The sequence below is a fragment of the Arthrobacter sp. AK01 genome (assembly GCF_021109375.1).
Taxonomy (GTDB): domain Bacteria; phylum Actinomycetota; class Actinomycetes; order Actinomycetales; family Micrococcaceae; genus Arthrobacter.
Genome location: NZ_JAJOHP010000031.1, coordinates 1 through 25,810, shown reverse-complemented (window position 1 = coordinate 25,810; position 25,810 = coordinate 1). Strand labels below are relative to the sequence as shown.

General features: G+C 63.8%; 18 protein-coding genes. 7 read left to right on the top strand and 11 right to left on the bottom strand.

The genetic code is table 11. The annotated features are described in order from the left end of the window. Window positions 1-58: 58 nt before the first annotated feature. The 3 genes from LN996_RS12525 to LN996_RS12515 form a co-directional block, all read right to left on the bottom strand. On the bottom strand, window positions 59-1,582 hold the full coding sequence (locus LN996_RS12525) for an aldehyde dehydrogenase family protein (protein WP_231340710.1): 1,524 nt from the start codon (window positions 1,580-1,582) through the stop codon (window positions 59-61). 96 nt (window positions 1,583-1,678) lie between these two features. Continuing rightward, window positions 1,679-3,022, bottom strand: a complete 1,344-nt coding sequence (locus LN996_RS12520) for a GAF domain-containing protein (protein WP_231340709.1) — start codon at window positions 3,020-3,022, stop codon at window positions 1,679-1,681. Window positions 3,023-3,109: 87 nt separating this feature from the next. Continuing rightward, window positions 3,110-4,549, bottom strand: coding sequence for an FAD-dependent oxidoreductase (locus tag LN996_RS12515; protein ID WP_231340708.1), 1,440 nt, complete (start codon window positions 4,547-4,549; stop codon window positions 3,110-3,112). A 117-nt stretch (window positions 4,550-4,666) separates the two neighbouring features. Between LN996_RS12515 and rarD the strand changes: the two genes are divergently transcribed. Then, on the top strand, window positions 4,667-5,734 hold the full coding sequence (rarD, locus tag LN996_RS12510) for an EamA family transporter RarD (RefSeq protein ID WP_231340707.1): 1,068 nt from the start codon (window positions 4,667-4,669) through the stop codon (window positions 5,732-5,734). A gap of 70 nt (window positions 5,735-5,804) precedes the next feature. Here rarD and LN996_RS12505 read toward each other — a convergent pair whose 3' ends face one another. From LN996_RS12505 to LN996_RS12485, 5 genes are read right to left on the bottom strand one after another with little or no spacing between them, the layout of a single operon-like run. Then, complete coding sequence (locus LN996_RS12505; protein ID WP_231340736.1) at window positions 5,805-7,163, bottom strand: alpha-L-fucosidase; 1,359 nt, start codon at window positions 7,161-7,163, stop codon at window positions 5,805-5,807. Continuing rightward, window positions 7,163-9,109 carry a DUF2264 domain-containing protein gene (locus tag LN996_RS12500; RefSeq protein ID WP_231340706.1) on the bottom strand — a complete coding sequence of 649 codons (1,947 nt, stop codon included), beginning with the start codon at window positions 9,107-9,109 and terminating at the stop codon, window positions 7,163-7,165. Before LN996_RS12500 ends, LN996_RS12505 begins: the two co-directional genes overlap by 1 nt. Before the next feature lie 46 nt (window positions 9,110-9,155). Further along, window positions 9,156-10,805 carry an extracellular solute-binding protein gene (locus LN996_RS12495; RefSeq protein WP_231340705.1) on the bottom strand — a complete coding sequence of 550 codons (1,650 nt, stop codon included), beginning with the start codon at window positions 10,803-10,805 and terminating at the stop codon, window positions 9,156-9,158. Between the two features lie 26 nt (window positions 10,806-10,831). Beyond that, entirely contained in the window at window positions 10,832-11,776 is a 945-nt protein-coding gene (locus tag LN996_RS12490) for a carbohydrate ABC transporter permease (protein ID WP_231340704.1), read from the bottom strand. Next, on the bottom strand, window positions 11,760-12,803 hold the full coding sequence (locus tag LN996_RS12485) for a sugar ABC transporter permease (RefSeq protein ID WP_231340703.1): 1,044 nt from the start codon (window positions 12,801-12,803) through the stop codon (window positions 11,760-11,762). The genes LN996_RS12490 and LN996_RS12485 overlap by 17 nt, the downstream gene beginning before the upstream one ends. 255 nt (window positions 12,804-13,058) lie before the next feature. Between LN996_RS12485 and LN996_RS23790 the strand changes: the two genes are divergently transcribed. From LN996_RS23790 to LN996_RS12470, 3 genes are all read left to right on the top strand, one after another. Then, on the top strand, window positions 13,059-14,084 hold the full coding sequence (locus LN996_RS23790) for a hydroxyacid dehydrogenase (protein ID WP_231340702.1): 1,026 nt from the start codon (window positions 13,059-13,061) through the stop codon (window positions 14,082-14,084). Further along, a complete protein-coding gene (locus tag LN996_RS12475) occupies window positions 14,084-15,178 on the top strand; it encodes a LacI family DNA-binding transcriptional regulator (RefSeq protein WP_231340701.1) in 1,095 nt (364 codons plus the stop codon). The genes LN996_RS23790 and LN996_RS12475 overlap by 1 nt, the downstream gene beginning before the upstream one ends. Before the next feature lie 132 nt (window positions 15,179-15,310). Then, window positions 15,311-17,725, top strand: coding sequence for a polysaccharide lyase 8 family protein (locus LN996_RS12470; protein ID WP_231340700.1), 2,415 nt, complete (start codon window positions 15,311-15,313; stop codon window positions 17,723-17,725). A gap of 89 nt (window positions 17,726-17,814) precedes the next feature. Here LN996_RS12470 and gabT read toward each other — a convergent pair whose 3' ends face one another. Both gabT and LN996_RS12460 read right to left on the bottom strand, forming a co-directional pair. Beyond that, window positions 17,815-19,170 (bottom strand): 4-aminobutyrate--2-oxoglutarate transaminase, encoded by a 1,356-nt coding sequence (gabT, locus tag LN996_RS12465; protein ID WP_231340699.1) that lies wholly within the window; start codon window positions 19,168-19,170, stop codon window positions 17,815-17,817. A gap of 45 nt (window positions 19,171-19,215) precedes the next feature. Beyond that, the gene (locus tag LN996_RS12460; RefSeq protein ID WP_231340698.1) at window positions 19,216-20,646 is read right to left on the bottom strand and encodes a gamma-aminobutyraldehyde dehydrogenase; all 1,431 of its coding nucleotides are present in this window, start codon (window positions 20,644-20,646) and stop codon (window positions 19,216-19,218) included. A gap of 143 nt (window positions 20,647-20,789) precedes the next feature. Here LN996_RS12460 and LN996_RS12455 point away from each other — a divergent pair, with 143 nt between their 5' ends. From LN996_RS12455 to LN996_RS12445, 3 genes are all read left to right on the top strand, one after another. Further along, a complete protein-coding gene (locus LN996_RS12455; protein ID WP_231340697.1) occupies window positions 20,790-22,232 on the top strand; it encodes a PucR family transcriptional regulator in 1,443 nt (480 codons plus the stop codon). Between the two features lie 78 nt (window positions 22,233-22,310). Beyond that, window positions 22,311-23,597 (top strand): MFS transporter, encoded by a 1,287-nt coding sequence (locus LN996_RS12450; RefSeq protein WP_231340696.1) that lies wholly within the window; start codon window positions 22,311-22,313, stop codon window positions 23,595-23,597. Continuing rightward, on the top strand, window positions 23,594-24,274 hold the full coding sequence (locus LN996_RS12445) for a FadR/GntR family transcriptional regulator (RefSeq protein ID WP_231340695.1): 681 nt from the start codon (window positions 23,594-23,596) through the stop codon (window positions 24,272-24,274). Before LN996_RS12450 ends, LN996_RS12445 begins: the two co-directional genes overlap by 4 nt. Here the strand turns inward: LN996_RS12445 and LN996_RS12440 are convergent, their stop codons facing one another. Then, window positions 24,275-25,651, bottom strand: a complete 1,377-nt coding sequence (locus LN996_RS12440; RefSeq protein ID WP_231340694.1) for an MBL fold metallo-hydrolase — start codon at window positions 25,649-25,651, stop codon at window positions 24,275-24,277. Window positions 25,652-25,810 lie beyond the last annotated feature (159 nt).

Genomic DNA, 25,810 nt, shown 5'->3' with positions numbered 1-25,810 from the left:
TTTGTACAGCTGATGCCCCTAAAACCGCTCCATAAGGGCATCTGCTGTACAAGAACTCTTAGAAGAAGCCGAGCTTGTTCTCGTTGTAGCTGACCAGGAGGTTCTTGGTCTGCTGGTAGTGGTCCAGCATCATGGCGTGGTTCTCACGGCCAATACCTGAGGACTTGTAGCCACCGAAGGCGGCACCTGCCGGGTAGGCGTGGTAGTTGTTGACCCACACGCGGCCGGCCTGGATTTCCCGGCCTGCGCGGTAGGCGACATTCCCGTTGCGCGACCAGACTCCGGCGCCCAGACCGTACAGCGTGTCGTTGGCAAGGCCGATTGCGTCGTTGTAGTCGCTGAACTTGGTCACGGACACCACCGGTCCGAAGATCTCCTCCTGGAAGATGCGCATCCGGTTGTGGCCTTCGAAGATGGTGGGCTGCACATAATAGCCGCCAGCCAGGTCACCGGACATCTCGGCCCGGGCACCGCCGGTCAGCACCTTGGCGCCCTCCTGCTTTCCGATGTCGATGTAGGAGAGGATCTTCTCCAGCTGGTCATTCGATGCCTGCGCGCCGATCTGGGTGTCGGTGTCCAGCGGGTTGCCCTGGATGATCTTGTTGGTCCGGGCCACAACGTCCGTCATGAAGGAGTCGTAGATCCCTTCCTGGACCAAAGCACGGGACGGGCACGTGCAGACTTCGCCCTGGTTGAAGGCGAAGAGCGTGAAGCCTTCCTGGGCTTTGTCGTAGAAGGCATCGTTCTCGGAGGCAACGTCGTCGAAGAAGATGTTGGGGCTTTTTCCGCCTAGTTCGAGCGTGACGGGAATGAGGTTGTTGGACGCGTACTGGCTGATCAGCCGGCCTGTGGTGGTCTCGCCGGTGAAGGCAATCTTCCGGATGCGGGAGCTCGAGGCGAGGGGCTTGCCGGCCTCCACGCCGAAGCCGTTGACAACGTTCACCACGCCTGCCGGCAGAAGGTCACCGATGAGTTCCATGAGCACAAGGATGGACGTCGGTGTCTGCTCCGCGGGCTTGAGCACCACGGCATTACCGGCGGCCAGGGCCGGGGCCAGCTTCCAAACAGCCATGAGGATGGGAAAGTTCCACGGGATGATCTGGCCGACAACGCCCAGCGGCTCCTTGAAGTGGTAGGCCGTAGTGTCCTCATCCAGCTGGGAGAGGTGGCCTTCCTGCGCACGGACGGCAGAGGCAAAGTAGCGGAAGTGGTCGGCGGCCAACGGAATGTCGGCGTTGAGGGTCTCGCGGACGGGCTTGCCGTTGTCCCACGTCTCTGCGACCGCCAGGAGCTCAACGTTTTCGTCAATGCGATCGGCGATCTTGTTCAGGATGGCTGCGCGCTCGGTGGCAGAGGTCTTGCCCCAGGAGGGTGCAACCTTGTGCGCGGCGTCGAGGGCAAGCTCAATGTCCTCGGAGGTGCCGCGGGCAACTTCGCAGAAGGCCTTGCCCGTGACGGGGGTGATGTTCTCGAAGTAGGCGCCTTTGACCGGGGCAACCCACTCGCCGCCGATCCAGTTCTCGTAGCGGTCCTTGAACGTGACCTTCGAACCCTCGGCACCCGGCTGTGCGTAAACAGTCATTGCTAGCTCCTTTGCTGCGAATCACGGTGGCTGTCGCCATTGATCCGAGCCTAGGAGCGGGGAGGTTGCAGCTACGTTGCAACCTTGTGATTCAGCTCACGCAGACAGTTCGGTGTCGATCCGTTCAAGGTCAGCCACGACGGCGGCCCGCTTGGGTGAGCGCGGCGGCAGCTGCTTGAGGAGTGCAAGGCGGAGGTCGACGTCGTACTTCGCCTCGGGCAGTTCCGCGTACTTGAGCAGCGAATCGACGCTGCCATCACTGAGCAGCGCCTCGCGCAGCAGGTGCCCGACACGCTCACGCAACTGCACGACGCCGGGTGCCTCCGATCGCGGCAGGACCGCACCTTTGTAGATTTCCAGGGCAATACGGTGGGCGCCACGTTGCAGGCAACTGAGAACCTGGCCGGAGTCGGGCAGCAACTCAACGGGGAGGCGGTAGGGCCTGGATTGGGGGACCGCGTCCGGGCTGAGTTCCTGGATCACCTTGCGGAGCCGCACCATCTCGGCCCGCAGCGTCACTGAGGATCCGTCGCCGGGGTACAGCTGCGTGCACAGGTCCTCAGCACTGAGCCCGTCAGGGTGGCTGCCGAGGATGGCCAGGATTTCGCTGTGCCGCGCGGACAGGGACACGGTCCGGCCGTCGATGCTGAGGAGGGCTTGGTCGCGGCCCAACAGCTGCAAGCTGTTGCGATACAGGGTATGGCTGGAAGTGGCAGCCGAGTTCCGGCGTCGCGGTTTCTCGCGGACAGCTGCGGCCAGCTGGAGCCGCTCGATCCGCAGTTGGGCCTGCGCTGCAGCGACCGTTGCCTCCACCAGCGATAGGGTGTGCGGGGCCACGGCAGTTTCCGTGCCTGTAATGTCCACGACGCCCAGCACGGCGCCGGAATCGGGATCGTGGAAGGGAACGGCGGTACAGCTCCAGGGGTGGACGGATCGTTTGAAGTGCTCGGCGCCGGAGATCTGGATGCTGCGGTCAAGGGCCAGCGCGGTGCCTGGTGCACTGGTGCCCACGGAGGCTTCGGACCAGTCGGCTCCGGCCACGAACATCATGCCTTCGGCGCGGCGCTGCATCACGGGATCGCCGTCAACCCACAGGAGGCGGCCGACGTCGTCGCCCACTGCCACCAACAGGCCGCTGTCATGGCTGGGTTGGACCAGCAGCTTCTTGATCACGGGCATGATGGTGGCCAGCGGATGCTGCCTGCGGTACTCCTCAAGTTCGTCCTGGTCCATCGCGAGGGGCGCCTCGGCGACGTCGGGATTGGCCTGCAGGCTGGCGGAGCGTTGCCAGGATTCACGCACCAAGCGGCGGAGGCCAACGATATCCCCGGGCGCGCCCAGACGCAGGGAGTCCAGGCGTTCGTGGCCAACCAAGGCATGCTTCTGGACCAACTCCGCGGCATCGCTGCCTGGAACCGGCGGATGAATGGGTTTCCTCATCGAACTCCCTGGTAGTCCGCAATGACGGTGCGCTGCGTGTAACGGGCGGCACAGTACCGTGAAGTCTAGTTCGGGTGGAGGAGATTGTCAGCCGCGGGAGATCTGGATCATTTCCTCGCGCGGAACAACCTTGATGCGTTCACGGACCACACCGTTGCCGCTACCTTCGCCACCGGACCAGGAAGCACCCAGGGCGGCCTCGTGGGCATCAAGCCGGTTCCAGCCCTCCCAGGTGGTGTATTCGACGCCGCGTTCTTCGAGGAGGTCGATGATGGCCTGCGGATCCGGGTTCTCGGCCGGGGGCAGGGTGAGCCTGTCCTCGAGGAGGAAGCCAATGGTCTCCAGGGCATCGCCCTTGGTGTGGCCAATAAGGCCGACAGGCCCGCGCTTGATCCAGCCCGTTGCGTAGATTCCCGGTACGGGCTTGCCGTCGGCGTCCAGGACGCGACCGCCGTCGTTCGGTATGACGCCTCGGCGGGCATCGTACTCAAGCTCCTCCAGCGGTGAACCGTGGTAGCCGATGGCGCGGTAGACGGACTGGACCGGGTACTCGACGAACTCGCCGGTGCCTTTGGCATTGCCCGTTCCGTCCAGCTGCATGCGCTCGAACTTGATCCCGGAGACCTTCCCCGGTGCCTCTGGCGAGTCCAGGACTTCCACCGGGCTGTGCAGGAAGTGCAAGTGCAGGCGGCGTGAAGAGGGCTGCTCGGATTCGGCGTGCTCTTCGACCAGCCAGTTGGTCATGGTGTTGACCATGGTCTTGATCTGGTTGTTCGTCTTGATGGCTTCATCGGAGGCTTCGTCGAACTCGAAGTCTTCCGGGTACAGGACAATGTCCACGTCCTTGCAGTGGGACAGTTCACGCAGTTCCAACGGCGTGAACTTCACCTGGGCGGGACCGCGTCGGCCGAAAACATGGACGTCGGTGACCGGCGACTTCTTCAGCCCTGCGTAGACGTTGTCCGGGATTTCGGTGACCAGCAATTCCTCGGGGTGCTTGACCAGCATCCGCGCGACATCCAAGGCCACATTGCCGTTGCCAATGACGGCGATCTCCTTGGCCTCCAAGGGCCACTCGCGGGGCACGTCCGGGTGTCCGTCGTACCAGGACACGAAGTCGGCGCCTCCGAAGGAACCCTCGAGTTCGATGCCGGGGATGTTCAGGTCCGCGTCCTTGATGGCACCGGTGGAGAAGATCACGGCGTCGTAGAAAGCGCGGAAATCGTGCAGCGTCAAGTCCCGGCCGTAGGTCACGTTGCCCAGGAAGCGGATGTCACCGCGATCCAACACCTTGTGCAGGGCGTTGACGATGCCCTTGATGCGTGGATGATCCGGGGCCACCCCGTAGCGGATCAGGCCGTACGGCGCCGGGTATGCCTCGAAGAGGTCGATGCTGACCTCCACGTCGCCGTCTTTGACCTCATTGGATTTAGTCAGGATGTCCGCGGCGTACACACCTGCGGGACCTGCGCCGACGATCGCAACGCGTAGCGGACGTTTGGGGGTGGTTGCGGCTGAGTTGGACACCGTAAGCCCTTCCGAAGCAGTGAGCCACGCCATTGTTGGGGCGCGCAGATTCCAATTCTAGATGTCGACCCTACGTCAGGCCGCTTATATGGCAGGAGTCACAGAAATTCCCAAACATTGCGGAATATTGCGTCAGGAGATGGTGTTGCCGACAATGTGTCGACACCGGAACAGATCATCTCAAGCTCTTCTTCAAACCAACCCACGACGGCGGCAGTCGGGGGCGGCGGCAAAGGCACCGGAAGCATCGACAAGCCGGTGAGGAGCGAGTCGACGGCGGGGGTCCTGTTCGGCATCGGCGCCTACGGCCTGTGGGGGCTGCTGCCGCTGTACTTCTTTGTTCTGATGCCGGCAAGTGCCATCGAGATCGTAGCCAACCGGATCGTCTGGTCCTTGCTCTTTTGTGCTTTGCTGATCACTATCACCCGGGCCTGGAAGACTTTCTGGGCTGCGGTGAAAGATCGTTCTGTGTTCGGTCCACTGGCCCTGGCAGCGGGCTTGATCGCCATCAACTGGCTCACCTACACGTTCGGCGTCACCACCGGCCACGCGGTGGAAACCTCCTTGGGCTACTTCATCAACCCTCTGGTATCTGTCCTCCTGGGCGTTTTCGTCCTCAAGGAGAAGCTGCGTCCCCTGCAGTGGGCAGCAGTGGGTATCGGATTCGTTGCAGTGGGCGTCCTGACGTTCTCCTACGGGCAGCTGCCGTGGATTGCGCTGATCCTTGCCTTCAGCTTCGGCCTCTACGGCTTCGTCAAAAAGCGCGTCGGACCCAAGGTTGACGCCCTCACCAGCCTCAGCGTGGAGACCGTGGTGTTGGCCCCCCTCGCCGCCATCACCATGGTGGTCCTTGGTGTCACGGGCGTGGAAACCCTCACCACTTTGGGGGCCGGCCACTTCTGGCTGCTGGTGGCCTCAGGTGTCATCACCGCCGTGCCGTTGCTCTTCTTCGGTGCCTCCGCCCGACGCTTGCCCATGACCACCATCGGCCTGCTGCAGTACTTTGCGCCGGTCCTTCAGTTCATCGTGGCCCTGACTGTGTTCAACGAGACCATGACCATGGCCCGCTGGATCGGCTTCTGCGTCGTGTGGCTCGCCCTGGTCCTGCTCACCATCGACATGCTGCGGACCACGCGGAAGAACTCCGTGTTGAAGAAAAAGGCCCGTCTGGCCGCAGCCCAGTAGTACTGCAACGCGGGGTCACTTACGGCCCATGTGAAGGGAAATTATGGGCCGTAAGTGACCCCGCGTTGCTTTAGTCCAGCACGTCAGGGTTGGGTTCCTTCTCGGACGAGGGCCGGGCCAATGCACTGGTTTCCAGGGCGAAAACAAGCGGCCCGGTACTCGCGTCACCCGCAATGACCATTTCGAACAGCGAGTCCGCGAGCCGCTTGAACGGATGCTCACCGGATCCCAGCAACCGCACGCCGGCGAGCGCCATTCCGGCCGGCAACTGCAGCCGGATCCGCCCCGATACCGGCGCCCGGGTCACTACGGCGTAGACGTCGCCCGTGGCAGAACGGGTGAAGTAGCCCCACCCCGGATAGTCCCAGCCCTCGGCGAAGCCGCACCCGTAGATGGCTTCCCCGTTGACGGAAAGCCACTCCCCCACTTTCGTGGCGATCTCCACCTCGGCCGGTGCCATGGAACCGTCTCCACGGGGTCCGAAGTTCAGCAGGAAATTGCCGCCAAGGGACGTGCAGTGGGCGATCATGTCCACCACATCCCACGGGTGCTTCAGAGTTGCCTGGGCCCATGGTCCCTGGTGATACCCCCAACTGGCCTGCGGAATGGTCATGCACGCTTCCCAATCCCGCTCAGCCACGCCGTGGTCCCATGGCTCCGGCAATCTGCGTTCGTAGCCGCTTTCGTAATCACCCATGAGTGCTCCGTTGGAATCGACGTGCCGTGCGCCGAAGTCGTCTGCCCGGAGCCTGCTGTTGACCACCACGCCGGGAATCCGTTCCTTCAGCATCCGCTCGACTTCCCAGGTCCACCACCCGTTGGCTTTCACGGACTCGTCCCAGGTGCCGTCGAACCAGAATCCCTTGACCGACGGATACCGCTCGGCGAGTTCCTCCAACTGCTTCATCGCAAAGTCGAGGTAGCGGGCGAAAGCCAGGCTGTCGGCGTCGTCCTCCAGCGTGAAACGCCAGTCCGAGTGCCGCCAGTCCAGCACTGAGTAGTAGAAGTTGACGTCGATTCCCCGGGCCTCGTACGCCGCGACGAGTTCGCCCAGGACATCCCTGCCCGATGGCGTATTGCCCATGTGGAAGTCCGTGTGGGCGCTCGGCCACAAGCAAAAGCCGTCATGATGTTTGGTGGTGATGGTCATGTAGCGGGCACCGAGGGCCACCGCCGTGTCCGCCCACCGTTCGGCGTCGAAGTCAGCCAGGGTGAAGTCCTTCGCCAGCGCTTCCCAGCGCTGCTGCGGAATTTTCGCGACGCGCGGCAGGAACTCGGCCGCGAACTCCACGTCCTTGCCCTCCCATCGGCCAGCCGGCAGCGAGTAGAGGCCCCAGTGGATGAACTGCCCCACCCGGTGGCTCCGGAACCGCTGCATTGCAGCATCCTCACGGGGTTTTTCGCGGGACGCGCCGTACTTGAGGTCCATCACTTACCCACCTGCCCGTCCCACGGCACAAACGTCCGCAGGTCAAAAGTCTGCGAAGTGCCGCTCGCCCACGTGACTGACACTTCCGTGCCGGAAACCACGACGGCGGCAGCCGCCTTGAGCGTTTCGGGGGCCGGAGCCTCGTCCCGGGTCAGGGTGTGGAGCGCGATGTGGACCGTTTCCCCGCTGGTGCGCTGCGCCCCCAGGACCGGTACAGCTGAGTGCTCGCCCATGGCGTTGGCTCCCGCATAGCGGGTGGTGTCCGGATCCTGCCACCCGTGGATAGCTGTGACTGCCGCGAACACGTCGCCGTTGCTGACCCATGCCGTGTCTTCGGACCGGCCCGCTTGCACGGGTTGGGCTCCGGCGACTGCATGACCACCTTCCCGGACGGAATACTCCACCGGTCCGCGGACCAGGTGGCAACGAAGCTCATGAATCCCGTTCACTGCAGAGACGGTGGTCACGGCAGTGCCGGTCAAGGTCTTTCCATACAGCTGCGGAATGTGCACGGATCCGCTGACGAGTCCGTCCGTGCGGGTGGCGCGGAGGGCACACCGCCGGCTCGCCACGCCGTCGGACCCCAACAACGCAAGGTGGCCGTCCACATTGTCCTCCCACGCAGCACCCGTGCCCGGGGCCGTGTGCGTGGAATAGGAGAACTTGGCGTAATGCGGATCGTCGGGGTCCGTGCCGCCTCCCACTGGCAAGCCGCAGTGATCGCTGCCGTGATTGGTCAGACGCACCAAGCCGCCGTGGGTGGTCAACGTCCAGCCGGCATCGGGCAAGGACCGCAGCTGAGCCGGACCGTCCGTGGGCTGCGGCTCTTCCACGTCCTGCCACACCCGGTGCTCCGGCGGGAGGGCCAAGCCAAGGAAGCCGATGCCCGCCAAGTACGGCGAGCCGAAACCGCTGTACGCCTGGCAGGATGCCAGGTGTTCGCCGTACCAACCAAGGTTCGGCGGCCCATCCACCCCTACGCCCTTGGCGGTGAAGTTCGCCAGCACACCGGACGCCAAACGTCGGGTTGCGCCCGGGGTCAGCGGGTTCACGCCCGAGATTTCCGCACACCACAGCGCAGCCAGGACAGCCGTGCGGTACGCCAGGGATCGCCCGACGTGCAGCACCGCTCCATCCTTGGCGAACATGAGGCTCTGCGTGCCCACGAACTCACGCAAACGGTCCAGGTGACGGCGGCCCTCAGGGGTGTCCTCCCGGCCGGTCATCTTGTACCAAGCCCACAGATACGGGTGAATGGCCCACGCGTTGTAGTAGTCGATCGCGTGTTCCGGCCCATCCGTGTACCAGCCATCACCCACATACCAGGACTCCACCCGTGCCACGTTCCGCGCCCCAATGCAGCCCGACACGTCCTCACCCACCGAACGCAGGAAACCCTCAGCCATTGCGGGGAACAGCTGCCAGTTGTTGCCCCACACCTCAAGCCGGGCATGGTGCCGCAACCAATCCGCAACCTGCTTCTTCTCCCCCGCCGACAAGGGCTCCCACAGCCACTCGCGGGCAATGTAGAGCGAGAAGGCGATGTTCGCCGCTTCCACGATCGAGTTGGTCACCCCCAGCAAAGGAGACTTGCAGGTGACCCCCAACGGCCAGCGTTCCGCGCCTTCAGGATCGGTTCCAGCCAACAGCGCCTCCCGGTACCAGGCCGCCAAACCCAGCCGATCCTGGCCACATGCACCGGCAATCCGCGGCGCAGCCATCAACAGGCTCCGCCCGATGGTTTCCATGCCCTCCCGGCGCTCGCCGTCGCGGGTCACCGGGCCAGGGAGGCGTGGGCTCGCCTTCAACGGGCTGGAATATTGGCGGATGTGTTCCAGCCAGTGGTCAGCCGTGGCCTCCCAGTGGCTGCGGGTCCAGCCCGTGAATGGGGACTGGTCTTTGTTGGTTTCGGGTAGCCACGGCAAGTTGGGCAGGGACTGTGTCACGGTGTTGGGTCCTTGGGTTCAGGCAAACTGGGGTTGTGCGGACTGGCTACTTGGCCAAGGCCGATTCGTATTCGCCGCGGATGGTGTCTCCGCCGTTCTTCTTCCAGTCCGCCACGGCGCTCTTGAGTGCGTCCATGGTGCCACGTCCGGCGATGACTGCCGTGGCGGCGTCGGACACAGGCTGTCCGAGCTTGGCGCCCTTGCTGGCGTTCGTGGGGCTGAACAGCGTGCCACACGGATCTTCGACGCCCAGCGGAATGAGCTTTGAGTAGGCGTTGTGCATGACGTCCACAATGTCCTTGTTGCTGGGGTCGTAGACAACCTGCTGCGGCGCGGCGAGGTACTTCCACGGCACGGCGTTGTCCAGCAAAGCACGCTCGGTGACCACGGGATTGCCGTTGGCATCCAGGGTGTAGTCTGCTCCTTCTGCTCCGTAGTTGAGCAGCAGGTACTCTTCGCTGCCGAACGGGGCCGCCAGGAAGTTTGCAACCGCCAGGACTTCCTTGAGCTTGGCTTCGTCGGCCTTCTTCAGCATGACAGTGGCGAAGGTGATGTTATCCAACCAGGTCTGTGCCTTGCCGCCGTCGTGGCCTACTGGGATGAACGGCACGGCGTTGTTGGCCTTGTTGGCGGCGGGGATGCTGCGGCCGTAGCCGGTGGGGCCAATGTAAGCGGGGAGGCCGTCGTAGATCATGGCCACCTTGCCGGAGATGAAGGAGTTCACCATCTGCGACTTGGTCCAGCCCTCGGAGCCCGGCACGTAGAGGCCGTCTTTGTAGAGCTTGGCTGCGAACTCGATCGCGGCCATGTATTCGTCCGTTTCGAACGCCCTGGTGAGTTTGCCGCCGTCGTTCTTCCAGACGTTCGGCGTCCGGAACATGTGGTGCAGCATCGTCAGGCCGAACTTCGTACTGCCCAACGCCCACTGGTTCTTGGACGGGTTGGTGAGCTCCTTGGCCACCCGGTAGAAATCGTCCTTGTCCTTGATGTCCTCGGTGGACTTGATGCCCACGTTCTCCAACAGGGTCTGGTTCACGAAGCCGGAGCCACCGGTCAGGTTGCGCGGGATGGGCAGCGAGTAGAGCTTGCCGGCCTGGACGGTTTGCTTCCAGAACACCTCCGGGATGGCGGCCAGGTTGGGGTAATCCTTGATCTTGTCGCCACCCAGCATCGGCGTCAGGTCCGCGCACTTGGCCTGGAGGAACTCCACGATGTTGGGCACGGCGGCGCCGTCGTTGAGCATGAGGTCGGGCAGCTCGCCGCCGGCAATGATCGTGTTGAACTTGGTGGCGTAGTCATCCGAGGACACCGAGGTGATCTCCACCTGACCGCCCAGGCGTGCTTCGATGGCCTGCCACGCGGGGTTGTCCGCCCGGGCGTTGGGGGCCGTGCCGAACAGGTTGGTGATGGCGGTGACCTTGCCACCCTTGAGCGGTGGGCTCTCCACGCTTCGGAACGGTGCGGGGTACTTGTAGAACGCCGCCGGCACGCCTTCTGCCGTGCCGGCGATGTCCGCCGCGGCCGCCTTAAGGGGCATGTGCGTGGGGAGCAATGCTTCGCTGGCGTTCGAGGCAACAGTGGTGGTTCGCTGGCCGCAGCCCACCAAGGCCCCGCCGCTGAACAACGCCAGGGCGCCGATGCCCGTGACGGAAAGGAAGTTCCGGCGGCTGGGGCCGGAAGTCTGGATTGATTTCATGGGATGCCCTTTCACAAATGGTTTGACTAGCCTTTGATGGCGCCGGTGAGGACGCCTTTGGTGAAGTACCGCTGAAGGAACGGGAACACGATCACGATGGGGATCAGCGAAATCACGACGACGGCCATCTGGATCGCTTGCGACGGCACCGCGATCTCGGCTACTGCGGAGTCGCCCATGGGCTGGCCCAGCAGGACGTATTGGCGCAGGATCATGGACAGCGGCCACTTGTCGTCGTTCAGGTAGAGCATGGCGTTGAAGAATGCGTTCCAGTACCCCACGGCGTAGAAGAGCCCGACGACGGCCAACACACCACGTGAGAGTGGCAACACCATCTGGACCAGGATGCGGAAGTCGCCGGCGCCGTCGATCTTCGCCGCCTCGAACAGCTCCTGCGGCAGGTTCATGAAGAAGGACCTCACCACCACCAGGTTGAAGGCACTCATCAAGGTGGGCAGGACCAAGGCCGCGTAACTGTCCAGCAATCCGAGTTCCTTGACCATGAGGAAGCTGGGAATGATGCCCGGGCTGAAGAGCATGGTGAACAGGGCCGTCATGAGGAAGAAGCGGCCGCCCACGAGGTCCCGGCGGGTCAGTCCGTACGCCATCGCGACCGTGACCACCAGTGACAGGGCCGTGCCCACGGTGGTGATCACCAGGGACCGGATCAGCGCATCAGTGACAACGCCACCGGCGAAGATGGTCTGGTACGCAGCGAAAGTGGGCTCCTTGGGGAAGAGCACCAGGCCGTTGTTGTTTGCGATCTCGCTTTGGCTGGACAGGCTCGTGGCGAGGACCGCAAGCAGGGGGTACAGGGCCAGGAAGCAAATGACCACCAGCGCGATGGCCTTGGAGACTTGCACGGCCGGCTTGGGCTTTTCCATCCAGACGGGCCGGGTGTCCTTTGTTTTCGGCCTGTTTTTCGGGCGCCGGCCCCGGCCGGCCACCAGTGTGCTACTTGGATTTGCCATTGGAATAGACACCTTCCTGTCCAAAGAAATGCGCGAGCTTGTTGGCGCCGAGCACCAGGATCAGTCCGACGATCCCCTTGACGAGCCCGACGGCGGCGGCCGGTCCCCACTGCCCGTCCTGAATGCCATGGAAGTAGACGTAGGTATCCAACACTTCGCCTGCACCGGGTCCCACGTTGTCACGCTGCAGGACGATCTGTTCGAACCCGACGGACAGGATGCTGCCGAGGTTGAGGATGAGCAGCAGGACGATCACCGGCATGATCCCCGGGAGCGTGATGTGCCAGAGCCGGTGACGGGCGTTTGCCCCATCCACGGCGGCGGCTTCGTAGAGCTCCTGGTCCACGTTCATGAGGGCGGCCAGGAAGATGATGGTTCCCCAGCCAGCGTCTTTCCAGATGGACTGGATGGTGACCAGGAAGGGGAAGAACTCCGGCGTGGTCATGGCATCAAAGCGCGGCAGGCCCAGGTTTTCCAGCAGGTGCGGAACGGCCCCGGTAGCGCCGAGGACCTCGGAGAAGACCGCCACGATGATGACCCAACCGATGAAGTGCGGCAGGTAGACAACGCTCTGCACGAACTTCCGGATCTTGTTGGAGACGATGCTGTTGAGCAGCAGGGCCAGGCAGATGGGAACAGGGAAGAAGAGGGCCAGCTGGAGGCCCGTGATCACCAGTGTGTTGCGGAGGGCCTCCCAGAATGCACCGTCCTGGAACATGGCCGCGAAGTTATCCAACCCCACCCAGACGCTGTCCATGAACCCGAGGTACGGCTTGTAATCGAGGAACGCGATGATGTTGCCGGCGAGCGGGACATAGTGGAACACCACGAAGTACGCGAAGCCCGGGGCGATCAGGAGCAACATCACTTTGTCGCGTCGGATCCTGGCCATGAGGCTCTTCTTGCGGGCCTGCCCTCGGGCCGCTTCCTTTGGTGGTCGACCCCGACGGCGACCTTCCGCCACCGCAGCCGGCCCACCGACGTCGGGCGTCACGTGGGGCGTGAGTGTCTGGCTGTTGCTGCTCATGTATTTCCTCTGTCTGCGCCGCAAGGACGGATGTGGAGTGGCCCGGCGCCTGGGGAGCGCTCAGTGGCTAGAAATAGTAAGCGTTTACTATGGAGAAGAAGCTACCGAGTTGCACGGTGTGATGTCAATAACATGCACAAAACCATACAAACTTTGATTCTGCGGGATTGACAGGATTTCAACTGCCCGCCTAGGGTGACTGGAAATAGCAAGCGCTTTCTATAGTTTTCCATCGACGAACCGGACGGAACCGCAGTGACCACCAACCTCCACCAAGCCGGCACCATCAAGGCTGCGTTCGTGATGGGCCGCAACACCCTGCGCACCCTGTTCAGCCCCGAGGACCTGGCGAGACTCCACGGAATGGTCACCCTGGTGGACTCCGAGCCCATTGCGGACTTTTCCGCGCCGGGAGCTTTGGAGCTGCTGGCAGATGCGGAACTGCTCATCACAGGGTGGGGTGCACCCACCATTGACGCCTTCGTGGTGGACCAGCTGCCCAGGTTGCGGTGCATCGTCCATGCGGCGGGCACCGTCAAGACGTTCCTGTCCCCCGCGGTTTACGAGCGCGGGATAGAGGTGTCATCATCTGCTGCCGCCAACGCCGTGCCAGTGGCGGAGTTTACGTTTGCCGCGATCGTCATGGGCCTCAAGCGGGCCCGCAGGTTCAGCGAACAATTGCGCATCACAGGGGCCTCGCGCAACGCGTCCGGTTTCCCCACCATTGGAACCAACGGCGTGACCATCGGACTCGTGGGGGCCTCCCGCGTCGGCCGCCTGGTGATCGGGCTGCTCAAGAACCTCGATGCCCGGGTGCTGGTCTACGATCCGTACCTCACCGTCGTCGACGCCTCGGAACTTGGCGTTGAAACCGTCGGACTGGACCAGTTGTGCGCGATGTCCGATGTTGTGAGCGTCCACGCTCCGGACATCGCGGAAACGCGGGGCATCATCGGCGCGCAGCAACTCGCCCTCATGAAGGACGGAACGCTGGTCATCAATACGGCCCGCGGCGCCCTCATCGATGCCACCGCCCTGACCGCCGAACTGGTTTCCGGACGGCTGGACGCGTATCTTGACGTCACAGATCCAGAGCCGCTCCCAGCCAGCTCCGTGCTGCACACACTGCCCAATGTGGTGCTGACACCACACATTGCCGGGGCGATGGGCAACGAAATCCACCGTTTGGGCAGCCACGCCGTGATGGAAATCCGCCGATTGAGCGAGGGCTTGCCCTTGGCTTATCCGGTATTGGCCGCGGATCTTGCGAGAATCGCTTAGTGACTGAGAAAAGCTCCCCCACAGATCCGATCCACGCCCGCGGCGGCAGCGGCGCCACCATTGCCGACGTTGCGCAGGCGGCAGGCGTGTCGGTGGCCACCGTTTCGAGGGCCTTGAGCGGCAACTACCCGGTGGCAAAAGCCACGCGCGAGCGCATCTTCCGGTCCGTGGCTGATCTTGGCTACGTGGCCAATGCGCATGCCCGTGCCCTCGCCGGTGCCACGACGCGCACCGTCGGAATCATCATCAACGACGTCGCCGATCCCTTCTTCGCCTACATCGCCCGCGGAGTTGAGAGGCAGGCGAGCGCAGAGGGACGCATGTGCCTTATCACCGCGACCCACGGAGACAAGGAACGCGAACTCGCACTGGTGGACCTCATGCGCGAGCAACGTACCGATGCCGTGATCCTGGTGGGTGGGGCCTCGGACGACCCCAGATACAGGAAGCAAATGGCCGACCGTGCCCGTGCACTGGCTGCGGCCGGATCATCCCTGGTTCTCTGCGGACGCCCTTCGTTGGGGGCCGGTGTCCCTACCAAAATGGTCACCTACGACAACGAAGGTGGTGCCTTCGCGATCACCGACTACCTGATCTCCCAGGGACACCGCAGGATCCTTTACGTTGGCGGCCCCCGCGATTTCTCGACGACGGCCTCCCGGCTTGCCGGCTTCTACCGCGCCCTGGATGCCCGCGGCATTGAGCGGGATCCTTCGCTGGTCCACGAGGGCGCGTTTGGCCGTGGTTTCGGATACAGCCGCATGCGCGAGCTGCTGGACCAGGAGATCGACTTCACTGCGGTCTTCGGTGCCAACGACCTCGTGGCCGCCGGAATCCTGGAGGCGCTCGAGGAGCGCGGAATCCGGGTTCCCCAGGATGTCTCAGTGGTTGGCTACGACGACGTTCCGGTGGCAAGCGAGCTTCGACCGCGGCTCACCACGGTCCGCGTTCCGCTGGAAGAACTGGGTCGTGAAGCCGTGCGGTTGGCCCTGTCCCAGTCACCGCACGACGCCGGCGCCTCCTCTGACAACACCCTCACGGTCGGCACCCACATAGTCATCCGGGACTCGGTTTCGCCTCCCAACAAGGCCTGAGCAGTTTTGTTCATTTCTGTTGAGGTGGCCGGGAACCGGACATAAAGTTGCGGAAACTTTCACCGCAATGTCCACCCCATCACGCCTGGAACAGTTTTGAACGGAGCAGTTTTGAACTTCAATGGACCCACAATGAGCCGCAGGACCCTTTTCCGCGCAGGAGGTGCAGCAGCCCTCGCGGGTGCCCTGCTTTCCCAGGCCGGGCCTTCGTTTGCCGCTTCGGGGCTTCAGGAACTGATCGATCGACGCCGGTTGGTCCTCACCGGAGGCCAGAGCGCCGCAGACATCCCCGAGCTCGCAGCGCAACTTGAAGGCATGGGCGAGACCACCGGGAAATGGTGGACTTCCTTGGACAAGGCCCCGGCGCGGACCTCCCTGTGGAGCGATATCCCTTTGACGGGCATCGGACAGTCCACTGCTGCTACAGGCAATATGGGCCTGCACTTCAACCGCCTGTACGACATGGCCTTGGGGTATGCAGTCCCCGGCAATCCTTATGCAGGAAACCCGGAACTGGCCGCCGACATTGTGGCGGGCCTGCAGCTCCTCAATGACACGGCGTACAAACCGTCCACCAAGGCAGCAGGCAACTGGTGGTTCTGGGAGATCGGCGTTCCCCGGAAGACCGTGGACATCCTCACCCTGCTTCATGCCGAAGTTCCCGAAGCCCTGCGGACATCCCTGTTGGCAGCCGTGCGTTGGTTTGCGCCCAACCCGAATTGGCGCGGCCGTGCCACATCCCTGGCGGAGACCGGCGCCAACCGCGTGGACAAGTCGCTGGCCTGCTGCATGCGGGGCATCCTGGACAACAAACCGGACGAGATCGCCCTGGGCAGGGACGCCTTGAGCGACACCGTCCGCGGCGGGATCAACAGTGTCTTTACCTACGTCACCAGCGGCGACGGCTTTTACGCCGATGGTTCCTATGTCCAACACTCTTACCTGCCCTACGCGGGCACTTACGGCGTGGTGGCCCTGGCCGGCATCGCCGAAATCGTCGCGATGCTGGGCGGAAGCACGTGGGCAGTGAACGACCCCAAGCGCTCCGTGCTCCTCGACGCCGTGGAGGAGACCTATGCCCCGTTCGTCTGGGACGGACGGATCATGGACACCATCCGTGGCCGTGCAGTCTCCCGCCAACGCGAACCCGATTACGTCAGCGGTTTTGGACTGATCTCCGCTGTCCTGCTGCTGGCACCGGGTTGCGATGAACCCTACCGTTCACGGTTCCTGGCCTTGGCCAAGGGCTGGTTGGAACGCTGCGCGGACCAGAAACTCGTGGGGCATCCAACGCAGAGCCTGGCAAAGTCCTTGCTCTCGCTCGGCGTCCTGTCAGATACCTCCGTGGTCGCTGTGCCGGCACCCGTCTACAGCCGTATGTTTGCCGACCAAGACCGTTTGGTCCATCACCGCCCGGACTGGGGCTGCACCGTGAACCTCTCCTCCAAGCGCATCGGCCGTTACGAGTGGGGCAACAGTGAGAACAACCTCGGCTGGTACCAGGGCGACGGGATGACCTTCCTGTACACACGGCAGGATCCTTCCCAGTTCAGCGCTGACTTCTGGCCGACAGTTGACCCATACGCCCTTCCCGGCACCACCGTCAACGATCAAGTAAGGGCGAGCGGCGCTGGCGGGGCAGGGACCGGCATCCCCCGTGCCTTCCAGGCGTTCGCCGGTGGACTCACCGTGGACGGTCGCTGGGGCGTCATCGGCATGGACCACCTCAACCACAACAAGACCCTGTCCGGTCGGAAGTCATGGTTCTTCCTGGACGATGCTGTGGTCTGCCTCGGGGCGGGAATCACCGGTACGGGCGGCGCTGCGGTACAGACCACCATAGAGAACAGGTCCTTCGCGGTTGGGTCCGTACCGTCGGTGCGGACCGACTCCCGGAATCGTCGTATGGCGCCGGGCGACACACCCGTGGTCTTGAAGCGGTCCGCGCACGTTGAAGGGCACGGAGGCTACGTCTTCCTCGATGCGCCTGGCGTTTCCGGGTCTGCTGATGTTGCGGTGGTTCGCCGGACGGGCAGCTGGTTCGACGTGAATTCAGGGGCGGACACTGGCGGCACCACCGATCCGGTCACCCGGGACTACGTCACCATTACGCATCGGCACGGTAGTGACCCGGCGGCATCCGGCTACGCCTATATGGTCTTGCCCGCTGCCGGCCACTCCACCACGTTCTCCCAGTCCGCCAACCCCGATGTGAAGGTCCTGGCCAACTCTGCCGAAGTCCAGATGGTGGAGGTTGGCAAGGACAAGCTGGTCATGGCCAACTTCTTCGCGGCAGGTTCAGCCGGCGGGTACACAGCGTCCGGGCCGTGCACCGTGTCCGCACACCAGACCGGGGACAAGCTCACCTTGGCCGTGGCAGATCCGTCCCGAACGCAGGCTGCTGTGAGGATCACGCTCGCCGGGTCCGACTGGAGCACGCTGGTGGATTCCGGGCCCGGCGTGGTCTTGGTCAGCGCCAACCCGGTGGTCATTGAGGTCCAGCTCGACGGTCATGGCCACCAGAAGAACCTGACGCTGGGCAGCTAGCTGAAAGCAACGCGGGGTCACTTACGGCCCATCCGAGTGGTAAACATGGGCTGTAAGTGACCCCGCGTTGCTGCTTGAAACGGTGTGAGTTACGCGTGTGCCTTGATGGCTGCGGCGAGGACCTCGAGGCCGTCGATCAGCAGTTCGTCGCTGATGACCAGCGGCGGGAGCAGGCGGATCACGTTGCCGTAGGTGCCGCAGGTCAGGATGATGACGCCTTCCTGGAGGCAAGCGGCGGCCACAGCCTTGGTCAGTTCAGCGTTCGGTTCCTTGGAGCCGGACTGAACGAGTTCGATAGCCAGCATGGCGCCGCGGCCACGGATGTCGCCAACCACGGAAACTTCGTCAGCCAGTTCGCGGAGTTTGCCCAGGGCGAGCTCTTCGATGTGGCGGGCGCGGCCGTTGAGGTCGTGCTGCTCCATGGTGTCGATGGCTGCCAGTGCTGCTGCGCAAGCGACCGGGTTACCACCGTAGGTGCCGCCGAGGCCGCCCGGGTGAACGGCGTCGAGCAGGTCGGCGCGGCCGGTGATCGCGGACAGCGGGAGGCCGCCGGCGATGCCCTTGGCCATGGTGATGATGTCCGGGACAACACCTTCGTGGTCAACGGCGAACCATTCGCCCGTGCGGCAGAAGCCGGACTGGACCTCGTCAGCGATGAAGACGATGCCCTTTTCCTTGGCCCAAGCGGACAGTGCCGGGAGGAAACCTTCGGCCGGAACGATGAAGCCGCCCTCGCCCTGGATGGGTTCGATGATGATGGCGGCAACCTGGTCGCCACCGATCTGCTTCTCGATCATGGTGATGGCGCGCTTGGCGGCCTCGGCACCGGTGATCTCCGGGTTCTCTTCGCGGAACGGGTAGCTCATGGGCATGCGGTAGACCTCGGGCGCGAACGGGCCGAAGTTGGTCTTGTACGGCATGGCCTTGGCGGTCAGTGCCATGGTCAGGTTGGTACGGCCGTGGTACGCGTGGTCGAAAGCAACCACGGCATCGCGGCCGGTGGCCAGGCGTGCAACCTTGACGGCGTTCTCCACGGCTTCAGCGCCAGAGTTGAACAGCACGGTGCGCTTGGCGTGGTCGCCCGGGGTGAGGCGGTTCAGCTGCTCGGCAACTGCAACGTAGCCCTCGTACGGGGTGACCATGAAGCAGGTGTGCGTGAAGTGCGCAGCTGCTTCCTGGACGGCGGCGACGACGGCGGGGTCGGAAGCGCCGACGCTGGTCACGGCGATGCCGGAACCGAGGTCGATGAAGGAGTTGCCATCAACGTCGCGGATGATGCCGCCGTCGGCGTCTTCAACGTAGACGGGGACACCCGAGGCGACGCCGGCAGCAACGACGGCGGAGCGGCGCTCAGCCAGGGCCTGCGACTTGGGGCCGGGGAAGGCGCCGTTGATGTTGCGCTTCTGCTCGATGCGGTACGAGAGTTCGTTCGCGGTGGTAGTCATGGGGTGGTTGCCTTTCTGGGAAATTCGTACGGGTGGGGCGAAGCGCTACGCGTCGAGTGCACTCATCACGTGCTTGATGCGCGTGTAGTCTTCCACGCCGTACATGGAGAGGTCCTTGCCGTAGCCGGACTGCTTGAAGCCGCCGTGCGGCATCTCTGCCGTCAGCAGGATGTGGGTGTTGATCCAGACCGCACCGAAGTCCAGGTCGCGGCTCATGCGCATGGCCGTGCCGTGGTCGGTGGTCCAGACGCTGGACGCCAGGGCGTACTCGACGTCGTTGGCCAGGTCGAGTGCTTCGGCTTCAGTGCTGAACTTCTGCACGGTAATGACCGGACCGAAGGTTTCCTTCTGCACGATGTCGTCGGTCTGCTTGGCCCCGGAGATGATGGTGGGCTCGAAGAAGAAGCCCTTCTCGCCTGCGCGGTGGCCACCGGTTTCGATCTTGCAGTTGGCCGGGAGGTGCTCCACTACCGAGGTGACGGCGTTGAAGTGGTTCACGTTGTTGAGCGGGCCGAAGTAGTTGTCTTCGTCGTTCTGCGAACCGGTGTGCAGGGTCTTGGTGTGTTCCACCATGGCTGCCACGACGTCGTCGTGAACGGAGTCCTCCACCAACACGCGGGTGATGGCGGTGCAGTCCTGGCCGGCGTTGAAGAAGGCGAACTCGGCGATGGCCGCGGCGCTCTTCTTGATGTCGGCGTCCTTGAAGACAATGGCCGGAGCCTTGCCGCCAAGTTCCAGGTGTGCACGCTTGAGGCCCTTGGCTGCGCCGCTGGCGACTGCGATGCCCGCGCGGACGGAACCGGTGATGGAGACCAGCCCGGGGACCTTGTGGTCAACCATCATGGCGCCGGTCTCACCGGTGCCGAGGACAACGTTCAGGACACCGGCCGGGAAGATCTCGCCGGCGAGGCGTGCCAGGACCAGGGTGGATTCCGGGGTGGTGTCCGACGGCTTGAGGACAACGGTGTTGCCGGCAGCCAGGGCGGGGCCGATCTTCCAGATGGCCATGAGGAACGGGTAGTTCCACGGCGCAACCTGGGCTACGACGCCGATCGGTTCGCGACGTACGTAGGAGGTGTGGCCCTCGAAGTATTCACCGGCAGACTTGCCTTCCATGATGCGTGCAGCACCGGCGAAGAAGCGGAGCTGGTCGGCGCCGGCGGCAACTTCCTCGGAAGCGATCAGGGAGCGTACCTGGCCGGTGTTGCGGTGCTGGGCGTCAACGAGTTCGTCGCTGTTGGCCTCCACGGCGTCGGCAAGCTTGAGCAACATGAGCTGGCGCTGGCCCGGCGTGACGTGCTTCCACGTCTTGAAGGCGTCGCTGGCAGCGGTCATGGCGGCGTCGACGTCGGCCTGCACCGAAATCGGCGACTTGGCAACGATCTCCCCATTGGTGGGGTTCACGATGTCAAGGAGACCCGTACCTACCGGCGTAACGAATTCGCCGTTGATGAAGTTCTGCAAGGTTTGAACCACGGTGTGCAACCCTCTTTCGGAGTCTGGGCATGGGTTTAGCTGATCAGAGCCTATGCCAGGGAGGGGGTCCAAGGAATAGCCAGCTGCACACACAACAACCCCCCACTTAGTGCGCTTGACCAGTGCAGGGTTACGCTTTAACCATGGCAATGTCCCTCGCTTCACTCGTCGCTGTCCCCTCCCTGAAACTCCGCCAGGCAGGACTTGCCGAAACCACGCTGAACCAAGACATCAGCTGGGTCGCGGTGACGGAGCTGGAGGACCCCCAACGCTTCCTGAGCGGCGGCGAATTGGTCCTCACCACGGGCCTGCGCCTCAAGAGTGCGGCGGATCAGCGGCGCTTCGTCCGTCAAGCCCAGCGCGCGGGAGCCGTGGGGATCGGTTTCGGCATTGGCCTGACCCACGAGTCGGTTCCCGATGCCCTGGTCGCTGAGGCCAACCGCTGGGGCCTGCCCTTGGTGGAGGTCCCTTACGAGATCCCCTTCATCGCCATCGGCAAGCTCGTGGCCGAGTCCCACTCAGCGGACCACTACTCCAACCTGGAACGGCTTCTGGCCGGGCACCAGATCCTTGCCCGCTCCCTGCTCACCGGCGGTGGCCTCAACGAACTCCTCAAGCAGTTGGGCAGCATGCTCCGCACCGATGTTGTGCTCACCCAGTTCAGCGCTCAGCTCTACAACAGCGTGGCCGGCAAGCCCGCGCCGACGGCGGATGGCTGGGCTTCGTATCCGATTCCCACCGGCCGCAGGGACGCCTGCACCTTGTGGTTGCGGCAGCCTTTCGTCGACTCCGGAATCGTCAGCTACGCGCAGAACCTCATCAGCGTGGAACTCAACAACATGGTCAAGCAGCGCCAGTCCCAGCGTGCCATGGCCGGGCAAGTGCTGGACGACGTCATCCACGGCACCCTGGAAACCATCGAGGCCGCCCGCCGCTTGGCCGGCGTCGGCATCAACAGCACGCGTAAGAACGTAGTACTCGTTGCCGAATCCGCGGCACACCACAAGCAACTGGTCAGCATTTCGCTGCCCCAGGCGCTGGAAGCCGGCGTCAGCGCCGTCGTCGGGAAGGACCTTGTCACCGTCATCAGCGATGACGGCAGTTCCGCTACCGCCTTGGCCAAGAGCCTCAGCGACCACCTGCAGGAGGCCGGTATCCACGCCGTGATCGGAATAGGCGGCGCCTACACGAAGCCCAACGGCCTGCGCTGGAGCTACTTTGAAGCGCGCGACGCCGTGGCGCACGGCTTGCCGGTTAACGAGCCGGAGCGCCTCAGCCTGACGTCCCTGCTCCTCGCCAGCGAGGACGTTCCCCTGGCCGATATGGCCAGCGAGTCGCTGACGCCTCTCCGGAAGTTCGACGCCGCTCATGGGGCCGAGTTGGTGGCCACCCTGGAAAGCTACTTGAACCACAACGGGTCTGTTGCCGCCGTCGCCGAAGCCCTGACGTTGCACCGGAATACCGTGCGATACCGTCTGGCGCAGATCACCGAACTGACGGGCTACGACCCTTCGCAGACGCAGGACCGGGTGCAGCTCTGGCTGGCGTTGGCGGTACAGCGACTGGGTTCACGCAACCCCCGCTAAGGATCCCCATCCGCGCACAGCCGGAGAGGTTCGCCACATAACTCTACACATTAGACATCAAACGTCTAACCTTTAGATATGGCCGCGACGACTCCCCTTACCCCCAGCACCGGAAACATCCCTACGATTCCCACCGCCCAGGCTGCTCCTGCCCTTTCGGTCAACGCAGCCGTCCCGAAGACCCGCGTCGTCGCCGTCGTCGGCATTATTGCCGTGGTCCTCATCGGGTTGAACCTGCGGGCGGGCATCACCAGCGCCGCTGCCCTGTTCCACGAACTGCAGCAGGTGCTGGGCTACGGCGCTTTGGTGGCGTCCATCCTGCCGTCCATCCCGCTGCTGTGCTTCGCCGTTGCCGGCATGGGAACGTCCTGGCTGACCCGGCGTGTGGGTGTTGAGAAGGCCATCGCCATCGCCTTGGCACTGCTGGCCGGTGGATTGTTGGTACGCGGTGTTCCAGTGACGGGCGCCCTCCTCGGCGGTACGGTCCTGGCGATGTCCGGACTGGCGGTGTGCAATGTGGCCATGCCGTCCTTCATCCGCGAGCACTACTCCGAGCGCACCTCCATGATGACCGGCCTTTACACCTTCACCATGTCCGGCGGCGCCACCTTCGCCGCAGTCGTCAGCGTTCCGTTGGCGCAGGAACTCGGCTCACCGTCCATGGGCCTGGCCGCCTGGGGCCTGCTGGGTGTCGCAGCCCTCCTCGGCTTCCTGCCGATCGTCCTGCACACGCACCGGAGCGCCACCAAGACTGATCGGCCCCGCGTGTCCATGTGGCCGTTGCTCCGCACCCGGCTGGGCATCCTGATTACAGCGATCTTTACGTTCCAGGCCTTCCTTGCCTACGCCGTGATGAGCTGGTTCGCCTACATCCTGACCTCCCAGGGCCTCAGCGCCTCCGAAAGCGGCCTTCAGTTCGGCGTCATGCAGCTGGTCTCCGTCGCCGCCGGCATGATCCTGCTGGCCTTCGGGTCTCGGCCCGGCATGCTGCGCCCCGCCCTGTACCTCGCCAGCAGCTCCACGTTGCTGGCCATCGCCGCCATGGTCTGGCTGCCGACGTCGCTGGCGGTTGTCCCGGCCGTCCTGTTCGGATTCGGCTTGGGCATCTTCCCGCTGGTTTTGGTGATCATCAGCCGCAGCGGACGGTCGACGGCGGAAACCACCGCGCTCTCCACCATCGCCCAATCGCTGGGATACTTGATTGCGGCAATTGGTCCCTTTGGCATGGGACTCCTCCACAGCGCCACCGGAGGCTGGGTACTGCCCCTGAGCCTGCTGTCCATCGTGGCGGTAGCGCTCATGGTCACCTGCCACCTGCTCACCAGCAAGCGCACTGCCACCAAGACCGGACCGAGGACTGCATGACCCTGACTCCATCGCATCGCCCGGCTCTGGCCGAGGAGATTACTTCCAAGCTGCGGGACATGATCAAGTCCGGCGAATGGCCACTCCAGGAGCGGATCCCCGCGGAGCCCGAGCTGATGTCCACCTTGGGTGTTTCGCGGGGAACCCTGCGGGAGGCCATCAAGGCGCTGGCCCACTCCGGCATGCTGGAGGTCCGACGCGGCGACGGCACCTATGTCCGGGCCAACAGTGAGATGTCCGGCGCGGCCCAGCGCATGTACCTGGAGCACACGCAGGAACACATCGTTGAGGTCCGGCTTGGCTTGGATACCCAGGCCGCCCGGCTCGCCACCAAGCACGCCACCGCAGAGGATCTGGCAGAAATGAGACGCCTCCTGGCGCTACGCCACGATGCTTGGCAGGCCGAGGACTACCCCACGTGGGCCAGCGCCGACTGGGAATTCCACGAGCGCGTTGCCTTGGCCTCCGGCAATCCGCTGCTGCACCAGCTCTACGTTTCCTTCGGTGGCGTCTTCCACAACGACCTCCTCCGGCAGCAGCGCAAGGGCGGATTCAACGGCATCCCCCGCGAAGGGCACGACGAACTGGTGGACGCGATTGAGGCCCAGGATCCCGACGCCGCCGTGCGCAGCGTGTACCGGAACCTGGACTACTGTTCGGACCAGGGCCCGCGGTAACTAGGTTGTTTCGATGCCGGCCCCGGCGGCATCCTTGAACCTGGCATTGATGAGCACCACATCCCGCCCGGCCCGGTCCAGCAAGCTGGCGGCAACACTCGCCCTGTAGCCCGTGGCACAGTGCACCCAAATTCTGTCATCCGGCAGCTCACTGATCCTTGCGAGGAGCTCGTAGACGGGCACGTTCAGCGCACCCTTGATATGGGAAGTCTTGAACTCGTCAGGACGCCGGACGTCCAACACCACGTCCTCCGGCTTCCGCTCGCTTGCAAAGAGGTTCCAATCTCCGTGCTCATAGCTCGCCCGGGGAGATTGCGGTGCCAGGGCTCCGATGTCCAGACCCGTTGAGTCAGGCCCGACGGCGGCATCCGGGTTGTCGATGCCGATCCTCGCCAAGTCGCGGATCGCCTTTTCCACCTCGCCGTGTGGGCCCAGCAACGTGAGCGGTTGGTTCCAGGGGATCACCCAACCGAGGTAGCTGGTGAAGTTGTCCCCGCGACCGTACTCGAAGCTCACACTGCCTTGAAGGTGGGTATCAGCGAAGGCCACGCGGTGGCGCAGATCCACCACCCACTCCCCTGCCCTCAACCGCCGGCTCAGCTCCACGGGATCAACGGAGTCCGGAACTGTCAGGTCCGGGCGACCCGGTCCGGCCGCATTCAGTGGGCTCATGTGGGCGTAGTAGGCAGGATAGGCGGAGATATTCTCCAGCAACTCTGCAACGAAGTGGTCCTCGTGGGGATCCGTCAGGGCGTGGTTGGACTTTGCCTGCTCAGCAATTGTGGACGATTCCTGGCGGCTCGCGGGCCCGATCGAACAGAACGATCCGAAGCCATGGGTCGGGTACAGCGCAGCCTCCGGACGGGAAGCATCCACCAGGCGCCGCACCGAGGAGTACTGTTCGTGGGCCAGCTTTGCGGTGTCGTGCGGCGATACCAGGTCCGTCCGCCCTACCGAACCATAGAGCAAGCTGCCGCCGGAAAACACAGCCTCCAACCCACCGTCGTAGGTGTCATCCCTCACCACGTAAGAGAGGTGCGTGTGCGTGTGGCCCGGCGTCGCAACGACCGAAACCGAGAGCCTGCCGACGCGCAGGACCTGGCCATCGGTGACGGGGACGCGGGTGAACGCCACCTCATCCTCACCGTTCACCAAATAGTCGGCACCGTGCTGTTCAGCCAGGATGAGGCCACCGGTGACGTAGTCGTTGTGGAGGTGGGTTTCGGCCACGTGCGTGATCCGGACGCCGGCTTCGCGGGCGGCAGCTTCAACGCGATCAATGTCCCGTTGGGGATCGATCACCAGCGCAACGCTGCCGTCGTGCACCAAGTAGCTCCGGTCCCCCAGCTGGGGAGTTTCGATGACCACTACGTCCATGGTTCAGGGTACCGCGGGTGCACGGAACGGAAGCAGAGGAGCTTACTATGTGTTTTTATAGCGCCCCCAATAAAAACCCAAAGAAGCAAATTGTCGAGCCCCCCCCCGTATGGAACTGTTTTTTAAAAATATTTGATTAGAACGCGGGCGTCGCGCGGG

Excerpts from the sequence above, each read along its gene's own strand:
- LN996_RS12525 (WP_231340710.1), bottom strand. The coding sequence starts at position 1,582 with ATGACTGTTTACGCACAGCCGGGTGCCGAGGGTTCGAAGGTCACGTTC.
- LN996_RS12520 (WP_231340709.1), bottom strand. The coding sequence starts at position 3,022 with ATGAGGAAACCCATTCATCCGCCGGTTCCAGGCAGCGATGCCGCGGAG.
- LN996_RS12505 (WP_231340736.1), bottom strand. The coding sequence starts at position 7,163 with ATGGACCTCAAGTACGGCGCGTCCCGCGAAAAACCCCGTGAGGATGCT.
- LN996_RS12495 (WP_231340705.1), bottom strand. The coding sequence starts at position 10,805 with ATGAAATCAATCCAGACTTCCGGCCCCAGCCGCCGGAACTTCCTTTCC.
- LN996_RS12490 (WP_231340704.1), bottom strand. The coding sequence starts at position 11,776 with ATGGCAAATCCAAGTAGCACACTGGTGGCCGGCCGGGGCCGGCGCCCG.
- LN996_RS12485 (WP_231340703.1), bottom strand. The coding sequence starts at position 12,803 with ATGAGCAGCAACAGCCAGACACTCACGCCCCACGTGACGCCCGACGTC.
- LN996_RS12470 (WP_231340700.1), top strand. The coding sequence starts at position 15,311 with ATGAGCCGCAGGACCCTTTTCCGCGCAGGAGGTGCAGCAGCCCTCGCG.
- gabT (WP_231340699.1), bottom strand. The coding sequence starts at position 19,170 with ATGACTACCACCGCGAACGAACTCTCGTACCGCATCGAGCAGAAGCGC.
- LN996_RS12455 (WP_231340697.1), top strand. The coding sequence starts at position 20,790 with ATGGCAATGTCCCTCGCTTCACTCGTCGCTGTCCCCTCCCTGAAACTC.
- LN996_RS12450 (WP_231340696.1), top strand. The coding sequence starts at position 22,311 with ATGGCCGCGACGACTCCCCTTACCCCCAGCACCGGAAACATCCCTACG.
- LN996_RS12445 (WP_231340695.1), top strand. The coding sequence starts at position 23,594 with ATGACCCTGACTCCATCGCATCGCCCGGCTCTGGCCGAGGAGATTACT.
- LN996_RS12440 (WP_231340694.1), bottom strand. The coding sequence starts at position 25,651 with ATGGACGTAGTGGTCATCGAAACTCCCCAGCTGGGGGACCGGAGCTAC.